Here is an 18,532-nt window from a genome sequence, read left to right as displayed (position 1 = left end):
TACATTCCATAGTTGGAATTTGAAATCGGGGGGATTCGTCCCCCGATATCCGGAGCAAGAGATATGGAATTTGGGATCGTTGAGCTGTCGCGTCTGCAATTTGCGCTGACAGCGATGTATCACTTCCTCTTCGTGCCGCTGACGCTGGGTCTGTCGATCCTCGTGGCGATCATGGAGACGGTCTATGTGATGACAAACCGCCCGATCTGGCGGCAAATGACGAAGTTTTGGGGCACACTTTTCGGGATCAACTTTGTTCTCGGGGTGGCAACGGGCATTACGATGGAATTCCAGTTCGGCATGAACTGGAGCTATTACAGCCACTATGTCGGCGACATCTTTGGTGCGCCCTTGGCGATCGAAGGTCTGATGGCCTTTTTCCTTGAGGCCACCTTTGTCGGGCTTTTCTTTTTCGGTTGGGACAAGCTGAGCAAAGTCGCCCACCTGACCGTGGCCTGGCTGGTTGCCATTGGCTCGAACTTCTCAGCGCTCTGGATCCTGATCGCCAATGGCTGGATGCAAAACCCGGTCGGGGCTGAATTCAACCCGATGACTATGCGTATGGAGATGACGGATTTCTTTGCCGTGCTCTTTAACGAGGTCGCGCAGGCGAAATTTGTGCACACTGTTTCGGCAGGATATGTCACTGCGTCGGTCTTTGTGATCGGTGTCTCTGCCTGGTATCTGCTCAAGAGCCGTCACATCGAACTGGCCCGCCGATCCATCACGGTCGCTGCCGCGTTCGGTCTGGCCTCTGCGTTCTCGGTTGTCCTGCTTGGTGACGAATCCGGTTATTCCGCGACACACAGCCAGAAGATGAAGCTCGCGGCGATCGAGGCAATGTGGGAGACGCACGAAGCACCTGCACCCTTTAACCTTGTCGGTTTTCCGGATCAGGAAACACGCGAGACGCATTACGCCATCGAAATCCCTTGGGCGATGGGCCTGATCGGAACGCGGTCGCTGACCACCGAAATTCCCGGGATCAATGATCTGGTGGCGCAAGCCGAGGATCGTATCCGTTCAGGACTGATCGCCTATGACGCCTTGATGGAAATCCGCGAACTGCGCGATGCGGCCACCCCAGCAGTGAGCGCGCAATTCGAAGCGCACTCTGCCGATCTGGGCTTTGCCTTCTTGCTGAAACGCTATGTGGATGACCCGCGTGACGCGACCGAGGAGCAGATCGTCTTGGCCGCAAACGACACGGTACCGACGGTCTGGCCATTGTTCTGGGCTTTCCGCATCATGGTCGGCCTTGGCTTCGGGTTCATCGGGACGATGGCCTATTTCTTCTATCGCGCCTCGTTCAAGGGCATGAACTTCCCACGACCAGCCTTGCATCTGGCGGTCTGGATGATCCCTGCACCATGGATTGCCGCCGAAATGGGCTGGTTCGTGGCCGAGTTTGGCCGCCAGCCTTGGACGGTGGACGGGGTGTTGCCCACTGCCATGTCCGTATCGGCCCTGTCGATGACAGAGGTGGCGATCACACTGGCGGGTTTCATCATCTTCTACACGGTCCTGTTCATCATCGAGATGGGCCTGATGATCAAATACATCCGCAAGGGACCGTTCCAGGATGTTGAAGAAACCGACGCGTGGGTGGCGCGCCACCATGATCGCCTTGCCGGCCGGCGCAATGCAGACGCAATCGCCCAGCCCGAAATGCAGCCAGCGGAGTAACAGTTATGATCCTGCATGAATTAGTCAGCTATGAAGTACTGCGCGTGATCTGGTGGGGCCTGCTTGGGGTCTTGCTGATCGGATTTGCCCTGACAGACGGGTTCGACATGGGGGTTGGTACCCTGCTGCCCTTCGTCGGCAAGACCGATCTCGAACGCCGCGTTGCGATCAACACGGTCGGCCCCGTTTGGGAAGGGAACCAGGTCTGGTTCATCTTGGGTGGCGGCGCGATCTTTGCCGCATGGCCACCACTCTACGCGGTCAGCTTTTCAGGCTTCTATCTTGCGATGTTTGTCATTCTCGCGGCCTTCATCGTGCGGCCCGTTGCATTCAAATATCGCTCCAAGCGGGAGGATCCGCGCTGGCGCAACGCATGGGACTGGGCGCTGTTTGCCTCGGGTGCGGTGCCTGCGCTGCTCTTTGGCGTGGCCGTAGGCAATGTGATCCAGGGCGTGCCGTTCCACTTCACCGATGACCTGCACACGATCTATGAAGGCGCGTGGTACATGAAGTTCATCGGCCTGCTTGATCCGTTTTCGATCCTTGCGGGTGTGGTGTCCTTTGCGATGCTGGTCATGCACGGGGGCGCTTGGCTGACGCTGAAAGCCGAAGGTGTGGTGCAGACACGTGCCCGTGCAATCGGATCGCTTGCCGCTCTGGTGGCGGTGGGCACCTATATTCTGGCAGGTCTGTGGATGGCTGTGGGGATCGACGGTTTCCGCATCGTCGGTGACTATGTGACCAACGGCCCGTCAAACCCGCTGCACTTCGAGGTTGAACGCACAGCAAGCTGGCTTTCGGCCTATGCTGATCGCCCGTGGATCGTTGTGGCGCCTGTCATGGGCATCATGGGGGGCTTGCTGACCTTTGCCGGTCTGCGGGCAGGGCGCGAAGTCTCGACCCTGCTGTTCTCCAAAATGGCGATCCTTGGTGTGATCTCGTCTGTTGGGCTGACGATGTTCCCCTTCATCATGCCCAGCTCCAGCGATCCGCAATCGTCGCTGACCGTCTGGAACAGTTCATCCTCGCACCTGACGTTGTTCATCATGCTGGTGGTTACGGCGATCTTTATGCCGCTGATCCTGATGTACACCGCCTGGGTCTACAAAGTGCTGTGGGGCAAGGTCACCGAGGACGATGTCTCGGAAAACTCCCACTCCGTTTACTGAAGAAAGGAAACCCCGATGTGGTATTTCGCTTGGCTCCTTGGCCTCCCGCTGGCCGCTATTTTCGCCGTTATGAATGCGATGTGGCTTGAGATGAAAGAAGACGAACAAACAATTGCTGAAGGTTCGGCAACCCGAATTCAGGATCGTCGATCCTGAGTTGGCGGCGGTGCGGCGGTGGCCCTCCCCTTGTTGCCGCCGCACCTCCAACCCGACATTTCAACGCCAAAGAGTAGACCCATGACAGACACAGCGACGGATCATCAAAGCCACGCGCGGCTTGCCAACTTTCCGATCACACTCTTTGCCATTGGCATGGGAATGATGGGGCTGACGCTTAGCCTGCGTGCGGCAGAAACCACCTTTGACAGGACGCATACCGTCTCAATGGCGGTGCTTGCGCTATCCGTGGCGATGCTGGCTGCCGTGGCGCTGGGCTATCTGGCCAAGGCGCTGCGGTATCCGGACAAGGTGGTCGAGGACTGGCACCATCCGGTCAAAATCGCGTTCTTTCCAGCAATCTCGATTTCGCTGCTCCTTCTGGCGACAGCCCTTGTCGAGGTCGCACCACGTGTTGCCGCGCCACTTTGGCTTTTTGCCACTGCCTTGCAGGGCGTTCTTGCCCTTGCGGTGATTTCTGCATGGATCGGGCACCGTCCGTTCCAGACCGGTATGATGACACCGGCATGGTTCATTCCTGCGGTTGGTAACGTCATCGTGCCGCTTGCGGGGAGCCACTTTGGTTACATCGAAATTTCCTGGCTGTTCTTTTCGGGCGGTCTGATGTTCTGGGTGGTGCTGCTGACCTTGGTCATGAACCGCCTGATGTTCCACGATCCCATGCCGGGCAAGATGGTACCCACGCTGATGATCCTTGTCGCACCGCCTGCTGTCGCCTTTACGGCATGGCTGCGTCTGGAGGGCGACGTCGGCGCTTTCGGGCATTTCCTGCTGAGTGCGGCCTATGTTTTTGCACTGCTGGTGACGACACAGGCCGCCAAGCTGCGCAAATTGCCGTTCGCCCTCTCGTGGTGGGCGCTTTCGTTTCCCATCGCCGCACTTTCCATCGCCAGTTTCGGCTATGCGCAGGCCGTCGGATCCGCTGCACACCGGTTTATCGGGGCAAGCCTCTTGGTGCTCCTCATCGCGGTTGTGGCCCTTTTGATATTTCGCACAGCACTGGCCGTCCGCGCAGGTAAAATCTGCGTGCCGGAATGAGTTTTTGGTCCAAATACGTCCGCTTGCGCCACCCTTTTACGCACGGACAAAAAGAAGGATGTCGAGATGAGAGACATGAATGAATTGAAAGCCTCGCGCCGCGCATTTCTGGCGCTTGCCGCTGGCGGGCTTGCAACAGCGGCGGCTGTCCGCCCGGCAATGGCACAGGCGGTCCAAACCAGCGCCCGTATCGTGATTATCGGGGCAGGGGCCGCCGGCACGGCGCTGGTCAACCGGCTGGTCAGACGGTTGGAGGGCGCGGATATCACGATCCTCGATCCCAGTGCCGAGCATCTCTATCAGCCCGGTTTGTCACTGGTCGCGGCAGGCCTGAAGCCTGCGTCCTACACCCAGTCGAGAACCACGGACTGGCTACCTGCGGGCATCACTCTGGTTCCAGAGGCCGCCGCTGCAATTGATCCGATCACCAAGGTTGTTGATACGTCCGGTGGACAATCGCTGCCTTACGACTTCCTGATCGTCGCGCCCGGTCTTGTGCTGGATCATGACGCTATCGAAGGGTTCTCGCTGGATATGGTCGGCACAAACGGCATCGGTGCGCTTTATGCCGGACCGCAATATGCGGCCAAAACATGGGAAGCAGCATCGCGGTTCGCCGAAGAGGGCGGTGTCGGTGTTTTCACGCGCCCTGCGACGGAAATGAAATGCGCGGGCGCGCCGCTCAAGCATACCTTCCTGATCGAAGACATCGCCACCCGTACGGCTGGTGCGGGCAAGCATGAAATGCACTATGCCGCCAACAACAACAGTCTGTTTGGCGTGCCGATCGTCTCCGAGAAAGTGCGGATGCTGTTCGAGGACCGCGGGATCACCCCCCACTATAGTCATGTGCTGAAGGCCGTTGACGCGGGCCGCAAAATCGCAACCTTTGACACCCCAGACGGGGACACCGAGATGGCGTATGACTACCTTCACGTCATCCCGCCGCAACGCGCACCCGACGTCATTCGGCAGTCGGGTTTGAGTTGGGCGGACAAGTGGACAGATCAGGGCTGGGTCGAGGTTGACCAACATACGCTTCGCCATCTGCGCTATCCCGATATCTTTGCGCTGGGTGATGTGGCGGGGGTACCCAAAGGCAAAACTGCGGCCTCTGTGAAATGGCAGGTCCCTGTCGTTGAAGATCACCTGATCGCAGCGATTGAAGGGCGTGACGCAAGCCTGATCTACGAGGGCTATACATCCTGCCCGCTGATCACCCGCGTCGGTCGCGCGATGCTCATTGAGTTCGACTACAACAACAACCTGACCCCGTCCTTTCCGGGTGTCATCGCACCTTTGGAAGAGCTCTGGATCAGTTGGTTGATGAAGGAAGTGGCGTTGAAAGCCACCTATAACGCCATGTTGCGCGGCAAGGCTTGAGGAGTAGCCAGATGGAACAACTGACTTTTGAAACAATGATCGCTGTGTTCGAAGAGATTTTCGGGCGCGGTCTGTTCTGGACCATGGTCGCGGCGGCGGCTGTCGTCACGCTGGCCTACCTCTATGTGCTGTTCCGCGACCGCGCGATGTCGATGCGCAAGTTCCTCATGGCGCAACTGTCCATGCCGATTGGCGCCGTGGCTGCGGTTGTCTTTGTGCAGGCCATGACGCACTCGCATCTGCGCGACATTGGTGGTCCTGTTGACGTGATTGTGCTGTTGGGTGTTGCCGCGATGGGGGCAATCGGGATTGCGATATTGGTCTATACCGCACAATCGCTGATCCGTGGAAAGACGGATGGCATCTAATTGCCAAGCAAGAAGAGCGGCCTGGGCAAGCTTGGGCCGCAAAACTTGACCGCCCAGCCCCAACGGACAAGGGATAAACCGTACACGAATGGCATCGCGCGAAGGCGCTGATGCCATTCCCGAGCTTGCACTTGAAACAGCGAAGCGATTGGAAGCCTTCAGACATAAGTCAGGTGGTGATGCCAGTGTGGAGCGCGCATAAGGCTGGATGCGCGCTTGTCCTCTCCCGCTGCGGGGCTGGACTGTCCCAAGGCGCCTGCAGTATGTGTGCCCCATGACCCTGAGAACCGGACCACGCACCCGAGACGTTGGCTCAATGCCCAACAATGCAGCCACTCAGGCCGCGCGGTTGTCTGTTGCTCCCATGATGGACTGGACGGACCGCCATTGCCGGTTTTTCCATCGCCTGATGTCGCGGCACGCGTTGCTGTACACTGAAATGGTGACAGCGCCGGCTGTGGTGCATGGCGACAAAGAACGCTTGTTGGGGTTTGATGCGCGCGAGCAGCCTGTCGCACTTCAGCTGGGCGGGTCTGATCCAGCGCAGCTGGCGCAAGCGGCGCGGATTGCCGAAGACTTTGGCTATGCCGAGATCAACCTCAATTGCGGTTGCCCGTCCGACCGTGTCCAGTCAGGCAGTTTTGGCGCCATCTTGATGGAAAACCCCGCTTTGGTGGCCGAATGCGTGGCGGCGATGATTGCGGCTGTGCGCGTTCCTGTGACCGTCAAGTGCCGGATCGGCGTGGATGATCAGGACCCGGCCGTGGTGCTGCCCGACTTTCTGGCCCAAGTTTCGGCTGCGGGGGTGGACAGGTTTTCGGTGCATGCGCGCAAGGCGTGGTTGCAAGGGCTCAGCCCCAAAGAGAACCGCGATATCCCGCCGTTGAATTATGATTTAGTGATGGAAATGAAGGGGTTATTTCCCCATCTTCATATCAGCGTCAATGGTGGTATTGCCACATTGGACGATGCGGTGGGTTTCCTCGATCGCGGGTTGGATGGCGTCATGATCGGGCGTGCGGCCTATCATACACCTGCGGATATCCTGCTCGAGGCGGATGCGCGTATCTTTGACGATCCCTTAGGGCGGACAGCCGAAGAGGTTGTGCATCTGATGTTGCCCTATATTGCGGATCACCTTGCAAAGGGCGGCCGTTTGGGGCAGGTCACGCGCCATATGTTGGGGCTGTTTCAGGGCCGCCCCGGTGCGCGGGGTTGGCGCAGGCATTTGTCCGAGAACGCCCATGTCGACGGGGCAGGGCCGGATGTTGTCTTGACCGCCCTCGAACACGTGACGCGGCTCGCGGCCTAAAGGAAAAATACATGGACGATGTGATGCTGCTGGTCACAATGGCGGGCCTTCTTCTGGTGCTGGGTGCGGTTGCCGGCGTGTTGGCGGGCCTCTTCGGTGTGGGCGGAGGTATCATCCTTGTGCCTGCATTCTTCTATGTCTTTGGCCAGCTTGGCTATGACAGCCCCGAACTGATGCAGATTTGTCTGGGCACTTCATTGGCGACGATCATTGTGACGTCGCTGCGCTCGGTTGCGGCACACCACAAAAAGGGCGCCGTTGACTGGGCAATCTTGAAGGGCTGGGGGGCTGGTATTGCAATCGGTGCCGTTGTCGGCGTGCTTGTGGCGACATCGCTGCGCTCGGGGACGTTGCAAGCGATCTTTGGCGTGCTGGGTGTTTTTGTGGGTGCCTATATCACTTTTGGACGCGAGCGCTGGCGTTTGGGAACACAAATGCCAGGCGGGGTCTTGCGGGCGCTCATTTCTCCGGTGATCGGGTTTTTGTCGGTCCTTGTCGGTATTGGTGGAGGCTCTTTCGGCGTGCCGACGATGACATTGTTCAACGTGCCAATCCACCGCGCTGTGGCGACGGCTGCGGGGTTCGGTGTTATCATCGCAGTCCCTTCGGTGATAGGATTTCTCTTGGTCGATATCGCTGTGGTGCCGCCCTTTACCATCGGAGCGGTGAACTTTCTTGCCTTCGGTCTGGTTGTGACGATGACCCTGATTACGGCACCGTGGGGGGCTGCATTGGCGCACCGGATGGATGCCAAACCACTCAAGCGTATCTTTGGTGTTTTCCTGATCCTGGTTGCGCTGAATATGTTGCGTAAAGCGTTGGGATGGTAGGGCCGGACGGCTTTCGCGTGTTTCCGCATGATCCTGCGGTGGAGCATTGGGTCGCGGCTGCAAGACTGGCCGCCATCGAGGTGCTTGCCGGTGGTGGTGAGCGACGGCATGGCGGCACTTGGTTTGTCGGGGTCGATGCCTTGCCCAGTGCCCCTGACGGGAGCATCGGTGGCGTGCCTCTGGCGGGTGCTTGGCACGCCCACGTAAAGGCGCCGCCCAATTGGCACCGTGCGCAGCTTTCTGTTGTTTTTCCGGGGTATCCCCAACAGGACCCCGGCGAAAGTGACGCCGCACATCGGTTCCGGCGGGATCGTGATGCCGCGCATGTGGACGGGCTTTTGCCGGAAGGGCCGCAAAAGCGGCGGCATCTGCGCGAACCACACGGGTTTATTCTGGGGCTACCGCTTGATGAGGTGCGCGCCAGCCCGCTGGTGGTCTGGCGCGGCAGCCAAGACATCATGTGTGCGGCGTTCCGTGCGGCTTTTGCAGGTATCCCGCCTGCGCAATGGGGTGATGTGGATGTCACCGAGGTCTATCAGGATGCGCGCCGCAAGGTTTTCGCGACCTGTGACAGGGTCGAAATTGTTGCCGAACCCGGTCAGGCGGTCTTGCTTGATCGTCATATTCTGCATGGTGTCGCACCTTGGGCGCAGGATGCAGATGGCGAGATGCGTATGGTCGCCTATTTTCGGCCGCAGATCAATTTTGCGGACTGGCTCTAGGCCTTGAGCCGGTTGAAATCCTTCAGCGATTTACCTGGTTCGTCGACAAAGAGGCTTGGCAGAATACGCTGGCTGGTGATCTGGTCGACCCTGATTTCATCAAATTGCGCTGTGGTTTCACACCAGACGACGCAGGTCCAAAGGCGGCCCCAGTAATCAAGCTGTAGCGGCCGCACGATGCGCTTTTTGTTGTCCATGACAAGTTCCAGTTTCTGCCGCGTCCGCATGGCCTGACGCAGTATCGGCAGATGCTGAAAGCCCCGCGCGGCATCGGCAAACGGATAGATTGCAAAGCCATAGCCGCTGGGTGCACGTCCGCGGTCCTCGGGCATCACGGCATCAATCTTGCCCGAAAGGGCGCGGGCAGCCGAAGAAAGCTCGGGATCGTTGCTTTGGATCACGGCGCTTAGTCCCAGATGCAGGGCCTCGACCTCGGTCATGGTTAGGTTCAGCGGTGGCAGGGTGATGGCGGCGGTCACGCGGTAGCCGATCCCGCGTTCGCCCTCGATCGGGACGCCCGATGCAGCGAGCGTTTCCATGTCACGGTAAATCGTGCGCAGCGACACATCGGTTGCCTGCGCGAGATCACTGGCGCGGTGCAGTGATCCGTCCCGCATGATTTGGACAAGACGCATGAGACGGTCGGCGCGGCGCATGATTTTCCTTTCGATTCGGCCCAGTTTTGTCAATTTTCTGGCAACTGACAAGTTTTTGTCACAAGTATGATAAAAGCCTTGCAAAAAAGGTCTTTCAAGCCACCAAAATTGCCAGTTCCCGCTTCCCTTGTAGCGCATCCGGCCCTATTTGTCCTAAATAGAGAATGAAATGACGCAGGGCGCGCCCGCGCTATAGGAGAAGAGACATGCTTAACAATATCGGCCTTCCCGGCCTTCTTTTGATCGCTGTTGTGGTTCTGGTTCTGTTTGGCCGCGGCAAGATTTCCAGCCTGATGGGCGAAGTCGGCAAAGGTATCACAGCGTTCAAGAAGGGCGTTGATGATGGCAAGAAAGAGATCGAAGACGGCATGGCCGAGGCCAAGGACGTGACCCCCGCAGAAGAAAAAGACAAAGTCTGATCGCTTTGCCGCATAAAAAGGACTGCGTCTGATGTTTGGTCTTGGCTGGAGCGAATTGCTTGTTGTCGGCATTGTGGCCCTGATCGTGATCGGGCCCAAGGACTTGCCGGGTTTGTTCCGCACGATGGGGCAATTTACCGGTAAGGCCCGGATGATGGCACGCGAGTTTTCGCGCGCCATGGAACAGGCCGCTGATGATGCAGGCGTCAAGGATATCTCCAAGACGCTCAACGCGGCAGCAAACCCCAAGAAATTCGGCGTCGACAAGATCAAGGAAGCGACCGGTGTCACCGAGACACCTTTGTCGCCCGAACGTCAGGCCGCAAAAGAGAAGATGAGTAAGGCGATGGGTGACGCAGCGCTTGCCCGCCAGGCGCGCGAGGCCGAAGAGGCCGCCGCCAAGGCCGCGGCTGAGGCCCCCAAACCCGAGACGCCCGCACCAGAGGCCAAGACATGAGTGCCCGCGACGAGATTGAAGACAGCGCAGCGCCGCTGCTGGAACACCTGACCGAGCTGCGCTCGCGGCTGATCTATTCCGTGATGGCTTTCCTTGTGGGCATGATCATCTGCTTCTCTTTTGGCGGCGCGCTCTTGGATTTTCTGCTGGGGCCGATCGAGCGCACCATGCGGTCCTTGGGCAACCCCAATCCGGTGATGCAATACACGGCGCCGCAAGAGTACTTCTTTACCCTGATCCGCATTTCGGTCGTTGGTGGGCTTGCGCTGTCCTTTCCGGTGATCGCCTATCAGCTCTGGCGTTTTGTGGCGCCCGGCCTTTACCGCAATGAAAAGAACGCGTTTTTGCCGTTCATTATCGCCTCGCCTGTATTGTTTCTGATCGGCGCGGCCTTTGCGCATTACATCGTCGTCCCGCTGGCGATGGCGTTTTTCCTTGGTTTTGCAGATTTGCCCTCTTTCGTGCAGGCCATCGCGGCAGAGGCCGTGCCCAATCCCGGAACCGCTCTTCTGCCGGGGGCAGGCGGCGGGCTGTCATTGCCGAGCGTTGCGCCTGATCTGAGCCAACAGGGTGTCGATATTGTCTTTAACGGCAAGGTGAACGAAACGCTCGATATCACGCTGAAAATGATTGTAGCCTTTGGCGTGTGTTTCCAGCTGCCCGTGCTGTTGACCCTGATGGGATCGGCTGGATTGGCCAGTTCGCGCGGGCTGCGCGGGACACGCAAATACGCCGTCGTTGGTATCCTGATTGTGGCCGCCCTTGTCACACCACCTGATGTCACGACGCAGTTGATCCTCTTTGTCGTCGTCTATGGCCTGTATGAGATTTCAATTCATCTGGTCGCCGCTGTCGAGCGCAAGAAAGACCGTGCCGCCCGTGCCGAAGGCATTATCGGCGAAAACGAGAGCCTCTTTGACATCGACGAGGATGATCTGTCGGATGGCGAGGCTGCGGCTGATGAGGGTACCAAAGGGTGAGCAAGAAGGCCCTGAAACGGATCGCTGCCGCGCTTGAGCGTATCAGTCCGGCCCCCATCGGGACCCCTGATTTTGGCGCAGCCTCGGCCTTTGTCTGGCATCCTGATCCTGATCGCCTTGTCCCTGTCGCGCGGGTGAACCGCGTCGGTGTCGAACTGCTGGTTGGCGTTGACCGGTCGCGCGACACACTGATGGCCAATACGGTGCAGTTTGCCGCCGGATTGCCTGCGAACAATGCCCTGTTGTGGGGTGCGCGGGGCATGGGAAAATCGAGCCTTGTCAAAGCCATACACGGCGCTGTGAATGCAGATTATGCGGGATTGAAGATTGTCGAGGTCCAGCGCGAGGACCTGCCCAGCATCGGCCGCTGCCTCAACCTGCTGCGCGGCGCGCCCGAGCGGTTCATCATGTTTTGCGATGACCTGTCGTTCGGACACGACGATGCACATTACAAGTCGCTCAAGGCCGTTCTGGATGGCGGGATTGAGGGACGGCCTGATAATGTCGTTCTTTATGCGACATCCAACCGGCGGCACCTGATGCCGCGGGATATGATCGAGAACGAACGCTCATCCGCGATTTCGCCGTCCGAGGCGGTGGAAGAGAAGGTATCGCTGTCTGATCGCTTTGGCCTGTGGCTCGGGTTCCACCCCTGCGATCAGGACGAGTATCTTGCGATGATCCGCGGCTATTGCGATGCCTATGGCGTGGCGATTGATGATGCGACATTGCGGGCCGAGGCCATCGAATGGCAGGCCACGCGTGGCAGCCGCTCGGGCAGGGTGGCCTGGCAGTATTTCACGGATCTGGCCGGCAGGCGCGGTGTGAGCCTGTCGTAAGGTGGATCATGATCCACCTTACGTGGATCAGCCCTTATTGCAGGAAATCATTCGGATCGAGGCTTTGCAGGCCGCGCCGCACTTCAAAGTGCAAGAAGCTGGGGTTTGCGGCCCGTACCTTGCCGATCACCTGACCGCGTGACACGCTGTCGTCCTTGCTGACGGTCAGACCTTCCATCTGTGTATAGACTGTGAGCAGGCCGTCACTGTGCTTAAGCACAACAATCGCGCCGCCACTGGTGTCTGTGGTCACAGCGGCAACAGTGCCTGAACCGGCGGCCCGCACGTCCGATCCGGCGGATGCACCAATATCAATGCCTTCGTTGGTGCCGGGCGCGTAATCGCGGATGATCGACCCCTGGATCGGCATGATAAAGCGCGCGTCGCTGCTTGCGGGCTGTGCTGTTGTCGTGCCCAGATCCGGCGTGGCCGGAACGACGGCTGCAGCTGCAGGTGCGGCGGGCGTTTCACTTGGCAGCGGGAGTGCTGCACTCGGTGGTACAGGTGTCGCGGTGCCAACGCCCGGGGCTGTTACAGCAGCAGAGGCTGCCGCCGGTGCAGGCGCGCTGCCACCCTGCGGGATCAACAGATACTGGCCCTCACGGATCGTAAATTCGGTGTTGAGACCATTCCATTCAGCGATATTGGTGACAGGCACGTTATAGAGCCGCGAGATCGAGAACACGGTTTCACCGCGCTGCACCTGATGGCGAATTGGCTCGGTGCCGCGCACAACAGGTGCGGCGGGGGCCGTTGCGGCAGGTGCAATCGGCGTTGCTGTCACGACGCCAGCCGCATCAGCGCGGTCAAGCGCGGTTGTTGCCACCGCTGTTACATCAAGCGGTTGGATCGGTCCTGTGCCAATGGCACCCGTGGCAGGCGAAGGTTCGGTGACGCGTGAAGGCAGGGCGATGATCTCATCGCGGCGCAGGATCACATCAGGCCCGATCCCGTTATATTCAGCCAGTTCATTGGCATCGAGGCCCAGACGGATCGCAATGCCGCGAATGGTGTCATCGCGCCGCGCAACCACGACCTGATAATTGGGGTATGAAATCACGCCGCGATCATCGGGGCGTGGCCTGCCGGGCAAGTTTTGGACCGCTGCGGATGTATCAAATCCGTTGCCAATATCACGCAGGTCGGCGTCAAAGCCTTCACATGCCGCGAGGGCTGCCAATGTCATGCCTGTCAATGCTATGCGTCTTACAGGGAAATTCCTGTTCGCCATCCTACCGCTCCTTTGCCAAGTCGCCCCTTATCTATGGGATCGTACTATATTTTGGGGTAGTTTACTCTTGTCCGAGCCCTTCTAGCAAGGGCACAAAGCGGACAGCGCGCAATTCATCGTATTCAAGACCGGTTTCCGTGCGCGTGACGCGGATCAGGCTTTGTACCGCATCGGATTGACCGACAGGTAAAACCATGATCCCCCCGACCCGCAACTGCGCCAAAAGAGGACCCGGGGGGTCCTCTGCTGCGGCGGTCAGCAAGATGCGGTCAAAGGGGGCCTGTTCGGCAAACCCGTGGCTGCCATCGGCGGTAAAAGCCGTGATGTTGGTGATATCATTGGCTTCAAATACCGCGCGCGCGGCCTGCACCAGACGGCGATAGCGGTCCACAGTGTAAACGCGTCGCGCAAGCTTGCTGAGGATCGCAGCCTGATACCCTGATCCGGTGCCGATCTCGAGAACCTTGTCCCGCGGGGTGATTTGCAGGGCCTGCGTCATCAATCCAACGACAGAGGGCTGGCTGATGGTCTGTCCGCAGGCAATGGGCAGCGGCATGTCGTCATAGGCGCGATCCGCGAAAGTGCCCTTCACGTAATCGGCACGGTCGACCTGTTCCATCGCTGTCAGCACCCGCGTGTCCGTCACGCCCTTGCTGCGTAAGGCGTAGAGGAACTGCATCTTGGTGGCGGCATCGAATGTCACTTGAGCACGTCTTTCAGGGTCTCAACCATTGTGTAGTCAGTCAGGTCCACACGCATCGGTGTGATCGAGACATAGCCGTCAAGGTTGGCTGCGGCATCCGTTCCGGGGCCTGTCGGCTCATGCTGGGGGCCGCCACGGACCCACAGGAACTTACGCCCTGTGGGCGAGGTCTGTGCCTCGGCGCGGAAACGTGTGTTCAGGCGGAACCCTTGGGTCGTGGCCTGCATCCCTTTGACCTTTTCGGCAGGAATGGGGGGGAAGTTCACGTTGTAGAAAACCTGATAATCCGCATCGTCCCAAAGCGTGTCGTTCATAAGCTTTCGCACAACTTCTGCTCCATGCGCCGCTGCGGCCTCAAATGGATTTTCCAGATTGGTATTTTCCGGGCCGTAGAACTGCGACAAAGCAATGGAACGCACGCCTTGCAGCGCCCCTTCGATGCACGCGCCGATCGTGCCGGAGTAAAGCGTGTTTTCAGCGGCATTATTGCCCCGATTGACGCCTGAGATGATCAAATCAGGGGCCTGATCCTTCAGCACATCATGGATTCCTGCAAGCACACAGTCCGCAGGCGAGCCTTCTGCCGCAAAGCGCCGGGGTTCGAGTTCCGTGATCATTGTGGGGTGGGTGTAGCTGATACAGTGGCCGACACCCGATTGCTCGAATGCAGGGGCCACGGTCCAGACTTCGCCCTTTGGTCCTGCGATCTCATGGGCGATCTCGGTCAGGACCCGCAGGCCGGGTGCGTTGATGCCGTCGTCATTGGTGATGAGAATGCGCATGCCGCCGCCTTTTAACTGTCGCCATGTTCCTAAGCCGTGACGCGGTGGGCGGCAAGCGCGGAACGCGCCGACAAGGCGTGTTCAGGTCAGACCGTAGACAAGCGGTCACGGTTTAGGCAGTCGCACCCTCAAGGATCGCAGGCAAAAGCCGTGCGGCCTCGTCTGCGGGGCTGGACAGGGCATTGCGATCCTCGCCAGGATAGAAGCGCGCGCGGGTCGCGGTTGGCATGGGCGCAGGCGTCAGCACATCCACACGCGGTCCGGTCTTGGCGGTTTCCGCGGCCCAGCTGCGCGCAAGGGCAATCTGCGCGGCTTTTGTTGCGCCGTACGCACCAAAGAACTGATCGCCGCCACGCGGGTCATCGAAAAAGACGGCTTTGCCTGTTTGCCCCAAAAGCGGGCTGACATAGGCGATCAGCCGCGATGTGGCCTCGATATTGACGGTCATGGATTTCGCCAGATCCTTTGGCCCGATATGGCCCGCAGGGGCCAACGGCGCCGCATGAATGGCCGTGTGCAGCCAAAGATCAAGGCTCCCCCAGCGATCAAAGATGCCACGGCAAAGCTGCTGCATGGCTTCATCGATGCTGATGTCCATCGGTGCCAGCGTCGCCTGTCCGCCAGCCGCCTGAATGGCGTCGTCAAGCTCTTCCAGCGCGCCTACGGTTTTGCCGACGGCGATGATGTGATGGGTGGGGGCAAGGGCCTTGGCCAAGGCTGCCCCGAGGCCGCGCGATGCGCCGGTGATGAGTGCTGTTTTTGTCATGGCGCGGTCATGTGCCGAACTGCGCCCGACGTCAAGCATTAGCTGTGCGGCAACCCCAAGGATTGGGTCCGACCCCAGCGATCTGTGAGCAGAACCTGCGCATCACCAATCGCCGTGATCTGCACGCCGAATGCGCTATCACCAACCTGCACCCGTGCGATCTCGCCACGCGAAGACCGTAGCAAGGCGGCTATCCCGTCATGCGCGTCCATCAGGCCGATAACCGACAATTCACGCAAATCAAGCGTGTCGGGCAGTGTTGCCTTTTGCCCGGGAAGGGGGGAGGTCGTTGTCTCGTCTGCCATACGTCACTGCTTCAGCGTTAAGAATTTCTGAAGCCGCCATGCCAGAACAGGACCAGAAGTAAAAGGGGCTGGTATGACGCACCGCAAAACCGTGCGTATCGTGCGCGGCTATACGCGTATTACCGCAGCGGGGGTCATTCTGCGGCTGTCTTGGCCTCGAAACCCTGCTCGATCATATCGGAGGGGGCGACGGGATATTCGCCAGAAAAACACGCATCACAATAGGCGGGGGCCTTGGGATCACGCCCGCCGGCTTCGCCCACCGCACGGTAGAGCCCGTCGAGTGAAATGAATTTGAGGCTGTCCACACCCAGATGTGTGCGCATTTCCTCCTCGGACATCGTCGCCGCCAGCAGCTTCTCGCGCTGCGGCGTGTCTACACCATAAAAACAGGGCCAGGCGGTGGGTGGTGATGCGATCCGGAAATGCACCTCGGCGGCCCCTGCATCAAGGATCATTTCCTTGATCTTGCGGCTGGTGGTGCCGCGCACAACGCTGTCATCCACCAGGATCACCCGTTTGCCTTTGATCAGGGCGCGGTTGACGTTGAGTTTCAGACGCACACCCATGTTGCGGATGCTCTCGGTCGGTTCGATAAACGTGCGGCCCATGTATTGGTTGCGGATGATGCCCATCGCATAGGGAATACCCGATTGAAGCGAATACCCGATGGCTGCGGGTGTGCCGCTGTCAGGAACGGGGCAGACAAGATCCGCCTCGACGGGGGCTTCTTTGGCCAGTTCGCGACCGATGTTCTCGCGTGTCTCATAGACCGAACGCCCGCCCTGAATGCTGTCGGGGCGGCTGAAATACACGTGCTCGAAGATGCAGAAACGGGACCGGGCAGGGCGGAAAGGATAGTGGCTGGACACACCCTTTTCGGTGATCACGACCATCTCGCCTGGTTTGATTTCGCGCACGAACTCGGCCCCGATGATATCCAGCGCGCAGGTTTCCGACGAGAGCGCCCAGCCTTCGCCGATCTTGCCCAGCACCAGCGGGCGCACGCCCAGCGGGTCACGGCAGCCGATCAGCTTGGTGCGTGTCATGGCCACGATGGAAAACGCGCCTTCGACTTTGCGCAGCGCTTCTTCCATGCGGTCAGGGATCGTGCGGCCCATGGAGCGCGCCATCAGGTGGATGATGCATTCGCTGTCGGATGAGCTTTGAAAGATCGACCCCCGTTCGATCAACTCGCGGCGCAGGGACAGCGCATTGGTGATATTCCCGTTATGGGCAATCGCCGCGCCCCCCATGGAAAATTCACCAAAGAAGGGCTGCACATCGCGCATCGCGGTCTGGCCCTTGGAGCCAGCGGTCGAATAGCGCACATGCCCGATGCCGATTGTGCCGGGCAGGCGTTCCATCATGGATGCCGAGGTAAAGTTATCGCGCACCAGCCCCATGCGGCGCTGTTGGTTGAACCCTGTTTCGGGAGCATGCGTGACAATGCCTCCCGCTTCCTGGCCCCGGTGTTGCAGGGCGTGCAGGCCGAGGGCTACAAAGTTGGAGGCGTCAGTGACACCAACGACACCAAAGACGCCGCATTCCTCCCGTAGCTTATCATCGTCGAAAGGATGGGCGGGGGGCATCTGTGTGGACAAGAGGTCAGCTCCGAATCCGAGTATGGGCGGTTGTCCCTGTCTTAGTAGGTCCAAGGCCGCGTGTCACGGAACGATCATCGCCTAGACGCTAAAAACATGGCTGCCATCGCCGCTGAAACAGTTCCTGTTAAGGCTTGCGCGCAGGATCATCCGGTGTGCGGCAAGGACTTGCGCACCAAAAAGATGTGCATATTGAAATCGGCACCACGCCGCATAGTTTAGAGATATGACAATGCTCACAGCCTTATACTTTTTCGTCCCAGTCGTGATTTTCTTAATCATGGTGGTTGTTGCTTACCGTAAGATCGGCCCTGATCGCCCAACGCGATTTGACGAAGATATCAACCAAGCAGCGCAGCAGGCGTGGCAAGCAGGTCGCGAGGATGCACAGGTGCGCCATAGCGACCGTGATGATCGGTAAGCCTTTCCAACGCCCCTAACGGAAAAGGCCACCGACAAAGCGGTGGCCTCTCAGATGTCTTTGGTTCGTGTGCCTTACTCGGTCGGAACAGTTGGCTCAACCGGTGCATCCGGTGCGCCACAGCTTCCGACCAGCTGCTGGTACTGTTCAGTGATCCAGCCCAAGGCCTGCTCGGGGTTTTGCTGTTCGATCTGGCCCGTCAATTGGGCGAACACCTCAGCCGAGCGGCTGTCATCAATTGCGGCGAACTGCTGGGTGGCGAAAATTGTGTCGTAAACAAAGAACGCGACCGCAACCAACAGAATGCCGCGCAGCACGCCAAAGAAGAAACCAAGCCCCTGATCAATGCCACCCAATGCAGACCGCTGAACGACAGTTGAAAAGAGCGGTGTGAAGATGGACACAACGACCAGTGCCACCGCAAAAACGGCTGCAAATGCCGCGATGATGGCCAACTCACAGCTGTCACCAATGAAGTCGCCCAAAATCGGGATCTGGCGGATCAGCGGTTCGACCTGATCGGCAAAAATGAATGCAACGACGGTCGCGCCGATCCAGCCGACAATCGCCATGGCTTCGCGGACGAAACCCCGACTGTAAGCCAAGACGCCAGACACCAAAATAATGATTGCGACGCCTGCGTCGACAAGTGTGAAACCTTCCATGGTCCGTCTCCTGCGATTG

Annotated in this window: 22 protein-coding genes; 14 read left to right on the top strand and 8 right to left on the bottom strand. The window is 59.1% G+C overall.

Features of this window, described 5'->3' with window-relative positions; genetic code table 11:
- The first annotated feature begins 63 nt into the window (after nt 1–63).
- The 9 genes from C7964_RS08090 to C7964_RS08050 all read left to right on the top strand — a co-directional run bounded on the left by C7964_RS08090 (nt 64) and on the right by C7964_RS08050 (nt 8,685).
- On the top strand, nt 64–1,686 hold the full coding sequence (locus C7964_RS08090) for a cytochrome ubiquinol oxidase subunit I (RefSeq protein ID WP_110279150.1): 1,623 nt from the start codon (nt 64–66) through the stop codon (nt 1,684–1,686).
- Nucleotides 1,687–1,691: 5 nt separating this feature from the next.
- Nucleotides 1,692–2,855, top strand: coding sequence for a cytochrome d ubiquinol oxidase subunit II (gene cydB / locus C7964_RS08085; protein ID WP_110279149.1), 1,164 nt, complete (start codon nt 1,692–1,694; stop codon nt 2,853–2,855).
- A 15-nt stretch (nt 2,856–2,870) separates the two neighbouring features.
- Nucleotides 2,871–3,011, top strand: a complete 141-nt coding sequence (gene cydX / locus C7964_RS08080) for a cytochrome bd-I oxidase subunit CydX (protein WP_110279148.1) — start codon at nt 2,871–2,873, stop codon at nt 3,009–3,011.
- A gap of 81 nt (nt 3,012–3,092) precedes the next feature.
- Complete coding sequence (locus tag C7964_RS08075; RefSeq protein WP_110279147.1) at nt 3,093–4,070, top strand: SLAC1 anion channel family protein; 978 nt, start codon at nt 3,093–3,095, stop codon at nt 4,068–4,070.
- A gap of 66 nt (nt 4,071–4,136) precedes the next feature.
- Complete coding sequence (locus tag C7964_RS08070) at nt 4,137–5,453, top strand: NAD(P)/FAD-dependent oxidoreductase (RefSeq protein WP_110279146.1); 1,317 nt, start codon at nt 4,137–4,139, stop codon at nt 5,451–5,453.
- An 11-nt stretch (nt 5,454–5,464) separates the two neighbouring features.
- Nucleotides 5,465–5,821: a DUF5368 domain-containing protein gene (locus C7964_RS08065; protein WP_110279145.1), complete on the top strand. Its 357-nt coding sequence runs from the start codon at nt 5,465–5,467 to the stop codon at nt 5,819–5,821.
- A 316-nt stretch (nt 5,822–6,137) separates the two neighbouring features.
- The gene (gene dusA, locus C7964_RS08060; protein ID WP_110279144.1) at nt 6,138–7,133 is read left to right on the top strand and encodes a tRNA dihydrouridine(20/20a) synthase DusA; all 996 of its coding nucleotides are present in this window, start codon (nt 6,138–6,140) and stop codon (nt 7,131–7,133) included.
- 11 nt (nt 7,134–7,144) lie between these two features.
- Nucleotides 7,145–7,963 carry a sulfite exporter TauE/SafE family protein gene (locus C7964_RS08055; RefSeq protein WP_110279143.1) on the top strand — a complete coding sequence of 273 codons (819 nt, stop codon included), beginning with the start codon at nt 7,145–7,147 and terminating at the stop codon, nt 7,961–7,963.
- A complete protein-coding gene (locus tag C7964_RS08050; protein ID WP_110279142.1) occupies nt 7,957–8,685 on the top strand; it encodes a hypothetical protein in 729 nt (242 codons plus the stop codon). Before C7964_RS08055 ends, C7964_RS08050 begins: the two co-directional genes overlap by 7 nt.
- Here the strand turns inward: C7964_RS08050 and C7964_RS08045 are convergent.
- A complete protein-coding gene (locus C7964_RS08045) occupies nt 8,682–9,341 on the bottom strand; it encodes a helix-turn-helix transcriptional regulator (protein ID WP_110279453.1) in 660 nt (219 codons plus the stop codon). The genes C7964_RS08050 and C7964_RS08045 overlap by 4 nt on opposite strands.
- 206 nt (nt 9,342–9,547) lie before the next feature.
- On the opposite strand from C7964_RS08045, the gene C7964_RS08040 reads away from it, so the two are divergent.
- Genes C7964_RS08040 through C7964_RS08025 form a run of 4 tightly spaced genes read left to right on the top strand, consistent with a single transcriptional unit; the run spans nt 9,548 to nt 12,036 of the window.
- Nucleotides 9,548–9,760 (top strand): twin-arginine translocase TatA/TatE family subunit, encoded by a 213-nt coding sequence (locus C7964_RS08040; protein WP_110279141.1) that lies wholly within the window; start codon nt 9,548–9,550, stop codon nt 9,758–9,760.
- 31 nt (nt 9,761–9,791) lie between these two features.
- Nucleotides 9,792–10,217: a Sec-independent protein translocase protein TatB gene (gene tatB, locus C7964_RS08035; RefSeq protein ID WP_110279140.1), complete on the top strand. Its 426-nt coding sequence runs from the start codon at nt 9,792–9,794 to the stop codon at nt 10,215–10,217.
- A complete protein-coding gene (tatC, locus tag C7964_RS08030; RefSeq protein WP_110279139.1) occupies nt 10,214–11,197 on the top strand; it encodes a twin-arginine translocase subunit TatC in 984 nt (327 codons plus the stop codon). Before tatB ends, tatC begins: the two co-directional genes overlap by 4 nt.
- Nucleotides 11,194–12,036 (top strand): ATP-binding protein, encoded by an 843-nt coding sequence (locus C7964_RS08025; RefSeq protein ID WP_110279138.1) that lies wholly within the window; start codon nt 11,194–11,196, stop codon nt 12,034–12,036. The genes tatC and C7964_RS08025 overlap by 4 nt, the downstream gene beginning before the upstream one ends.
- 34 nt (nt 12,037–12,070) lie before the next feature.
- On the opposite strand, the gene C7964_RS08020 is transcribed toward C7964_RS08025, so the two are convergent.
- The 6 genes from C7964_RS08020 to purF form a co-directional block, all read right to left on the bottom strand.
- Nucleotides 12,071–13,267, bottom strand: a complete 1,197-nt coding sequence (locus tag C7964_RS08020) for a M23 family metallopeptidase (protein WP_110279137.1) — start codon at nt 13,265–13,267, stop codon at nt 12,071–12,073.
- Nucleotides 13,268–13,328: 61 nt separating this feature from the next.
- A complete protein-coding gene (locus tag C7964_RS08015; RefSeq protein ID WP_055292419.1) occupies nt 13,329–13,970 on the bottom strand; it encodes a protein-L-isoaspartate(D-aspartate) O-methyltransferase in 642 nt (213 codons plus the stop codon).
- Nucleotides 13,967–14,752, bottom strand: coding sequence for a 5'/3'-nucleotidase SurE (surE, locus tag C7964_RS08010; RefSeq protein ID WP_110279136.1), 786 nt, complete (start codon nt 14,750–14,752; stop codon nt 13,967–13,969). Before surE ends, C7964_RS08015 begins: the two co-directional genes overlap by 4 nt.
- Nucleotides 14,753–14,864: 112 nt before the next feature.
- The gene (locus C7964_RS08005; RefSeq protein WP_110279135.1) at nt 14,865–15,518 is read right to left on the bottom strand and encodes an SDR family NAD(P)-dependent oxidoreductase; all 654 of its coding nucleotides are present in this window, start codon (nt 15,516–15,518) and stop codon (nt 14,865–14,867) included.
- Nucleotides 15,519–15,556: 38 nt separating this feature from the next.
- The gene (locus C7964_RS08000) at nt 15,557–15,823 is read right to left on the bottom strand and encodes a hypothetical protein (RefSeq protein ID WP_110279134.1); all 267 of its coding nucleotides are present in this window, start codon (nt 15,821–15,823) and stop codon (nt 15,557–15,559) included.
- 134 nt (nt 15,824–15,957) lie between these two features.
- Complete coding sequence (purF, locus tag C7964_RS07995; RefSeq protein WP_110279452.1) at nt 15,958–17,415, bottom strand: amidophosphoribosyltransferase; 1,458 nt, start codon at nt 17,413–17,415, stop codon at nt 15,958–15,960.
- 238 nt (nt 17,416–17,653) lie between these two features.
- Between purF and C7964_RS07990 the strand changes: the two genes are divergently transcribed.
- Entirely contained in the window at nt 17,654–17,848 is a 195-nt protein-coding gene (locus C7964_RS07990; protein ID WP_146214836.1) for a hypothetical protein, read from the top strand.
- A gap of 74 nt (nt 17,849–17,922) precedes the next feature.
- Here C7964_RS07990 and C7964_RS07985 read toward each other — a convergent pair whose 3' ends face one another.
- On the bottom strand, nt 17,923–18,513 hold the full coding sequence (locus C7964_RS07985) for a CvpA family protein (protein ID WP_110279132.1): 591 nt from the start codon (nt 18,511–18,513) through the stop codon (nt 17,923–17,925).
- Nucleotides 18,514–18,532 lie beyond the last annotated feature (19 nt).

Source organism: Loktanella sp. PT4BL, from assembly GCF_003201935.1.
Lineage (GTDB): Bacteria > Pseudomonadota > Alphaproteobacteria > Rhodobacterales > Rhodobacteraceae > Yoonia.
Note: the sequence above shows the minus strand (reverse complement) of the source record. Positions and strands in the feature narration are given on the sequence as shown.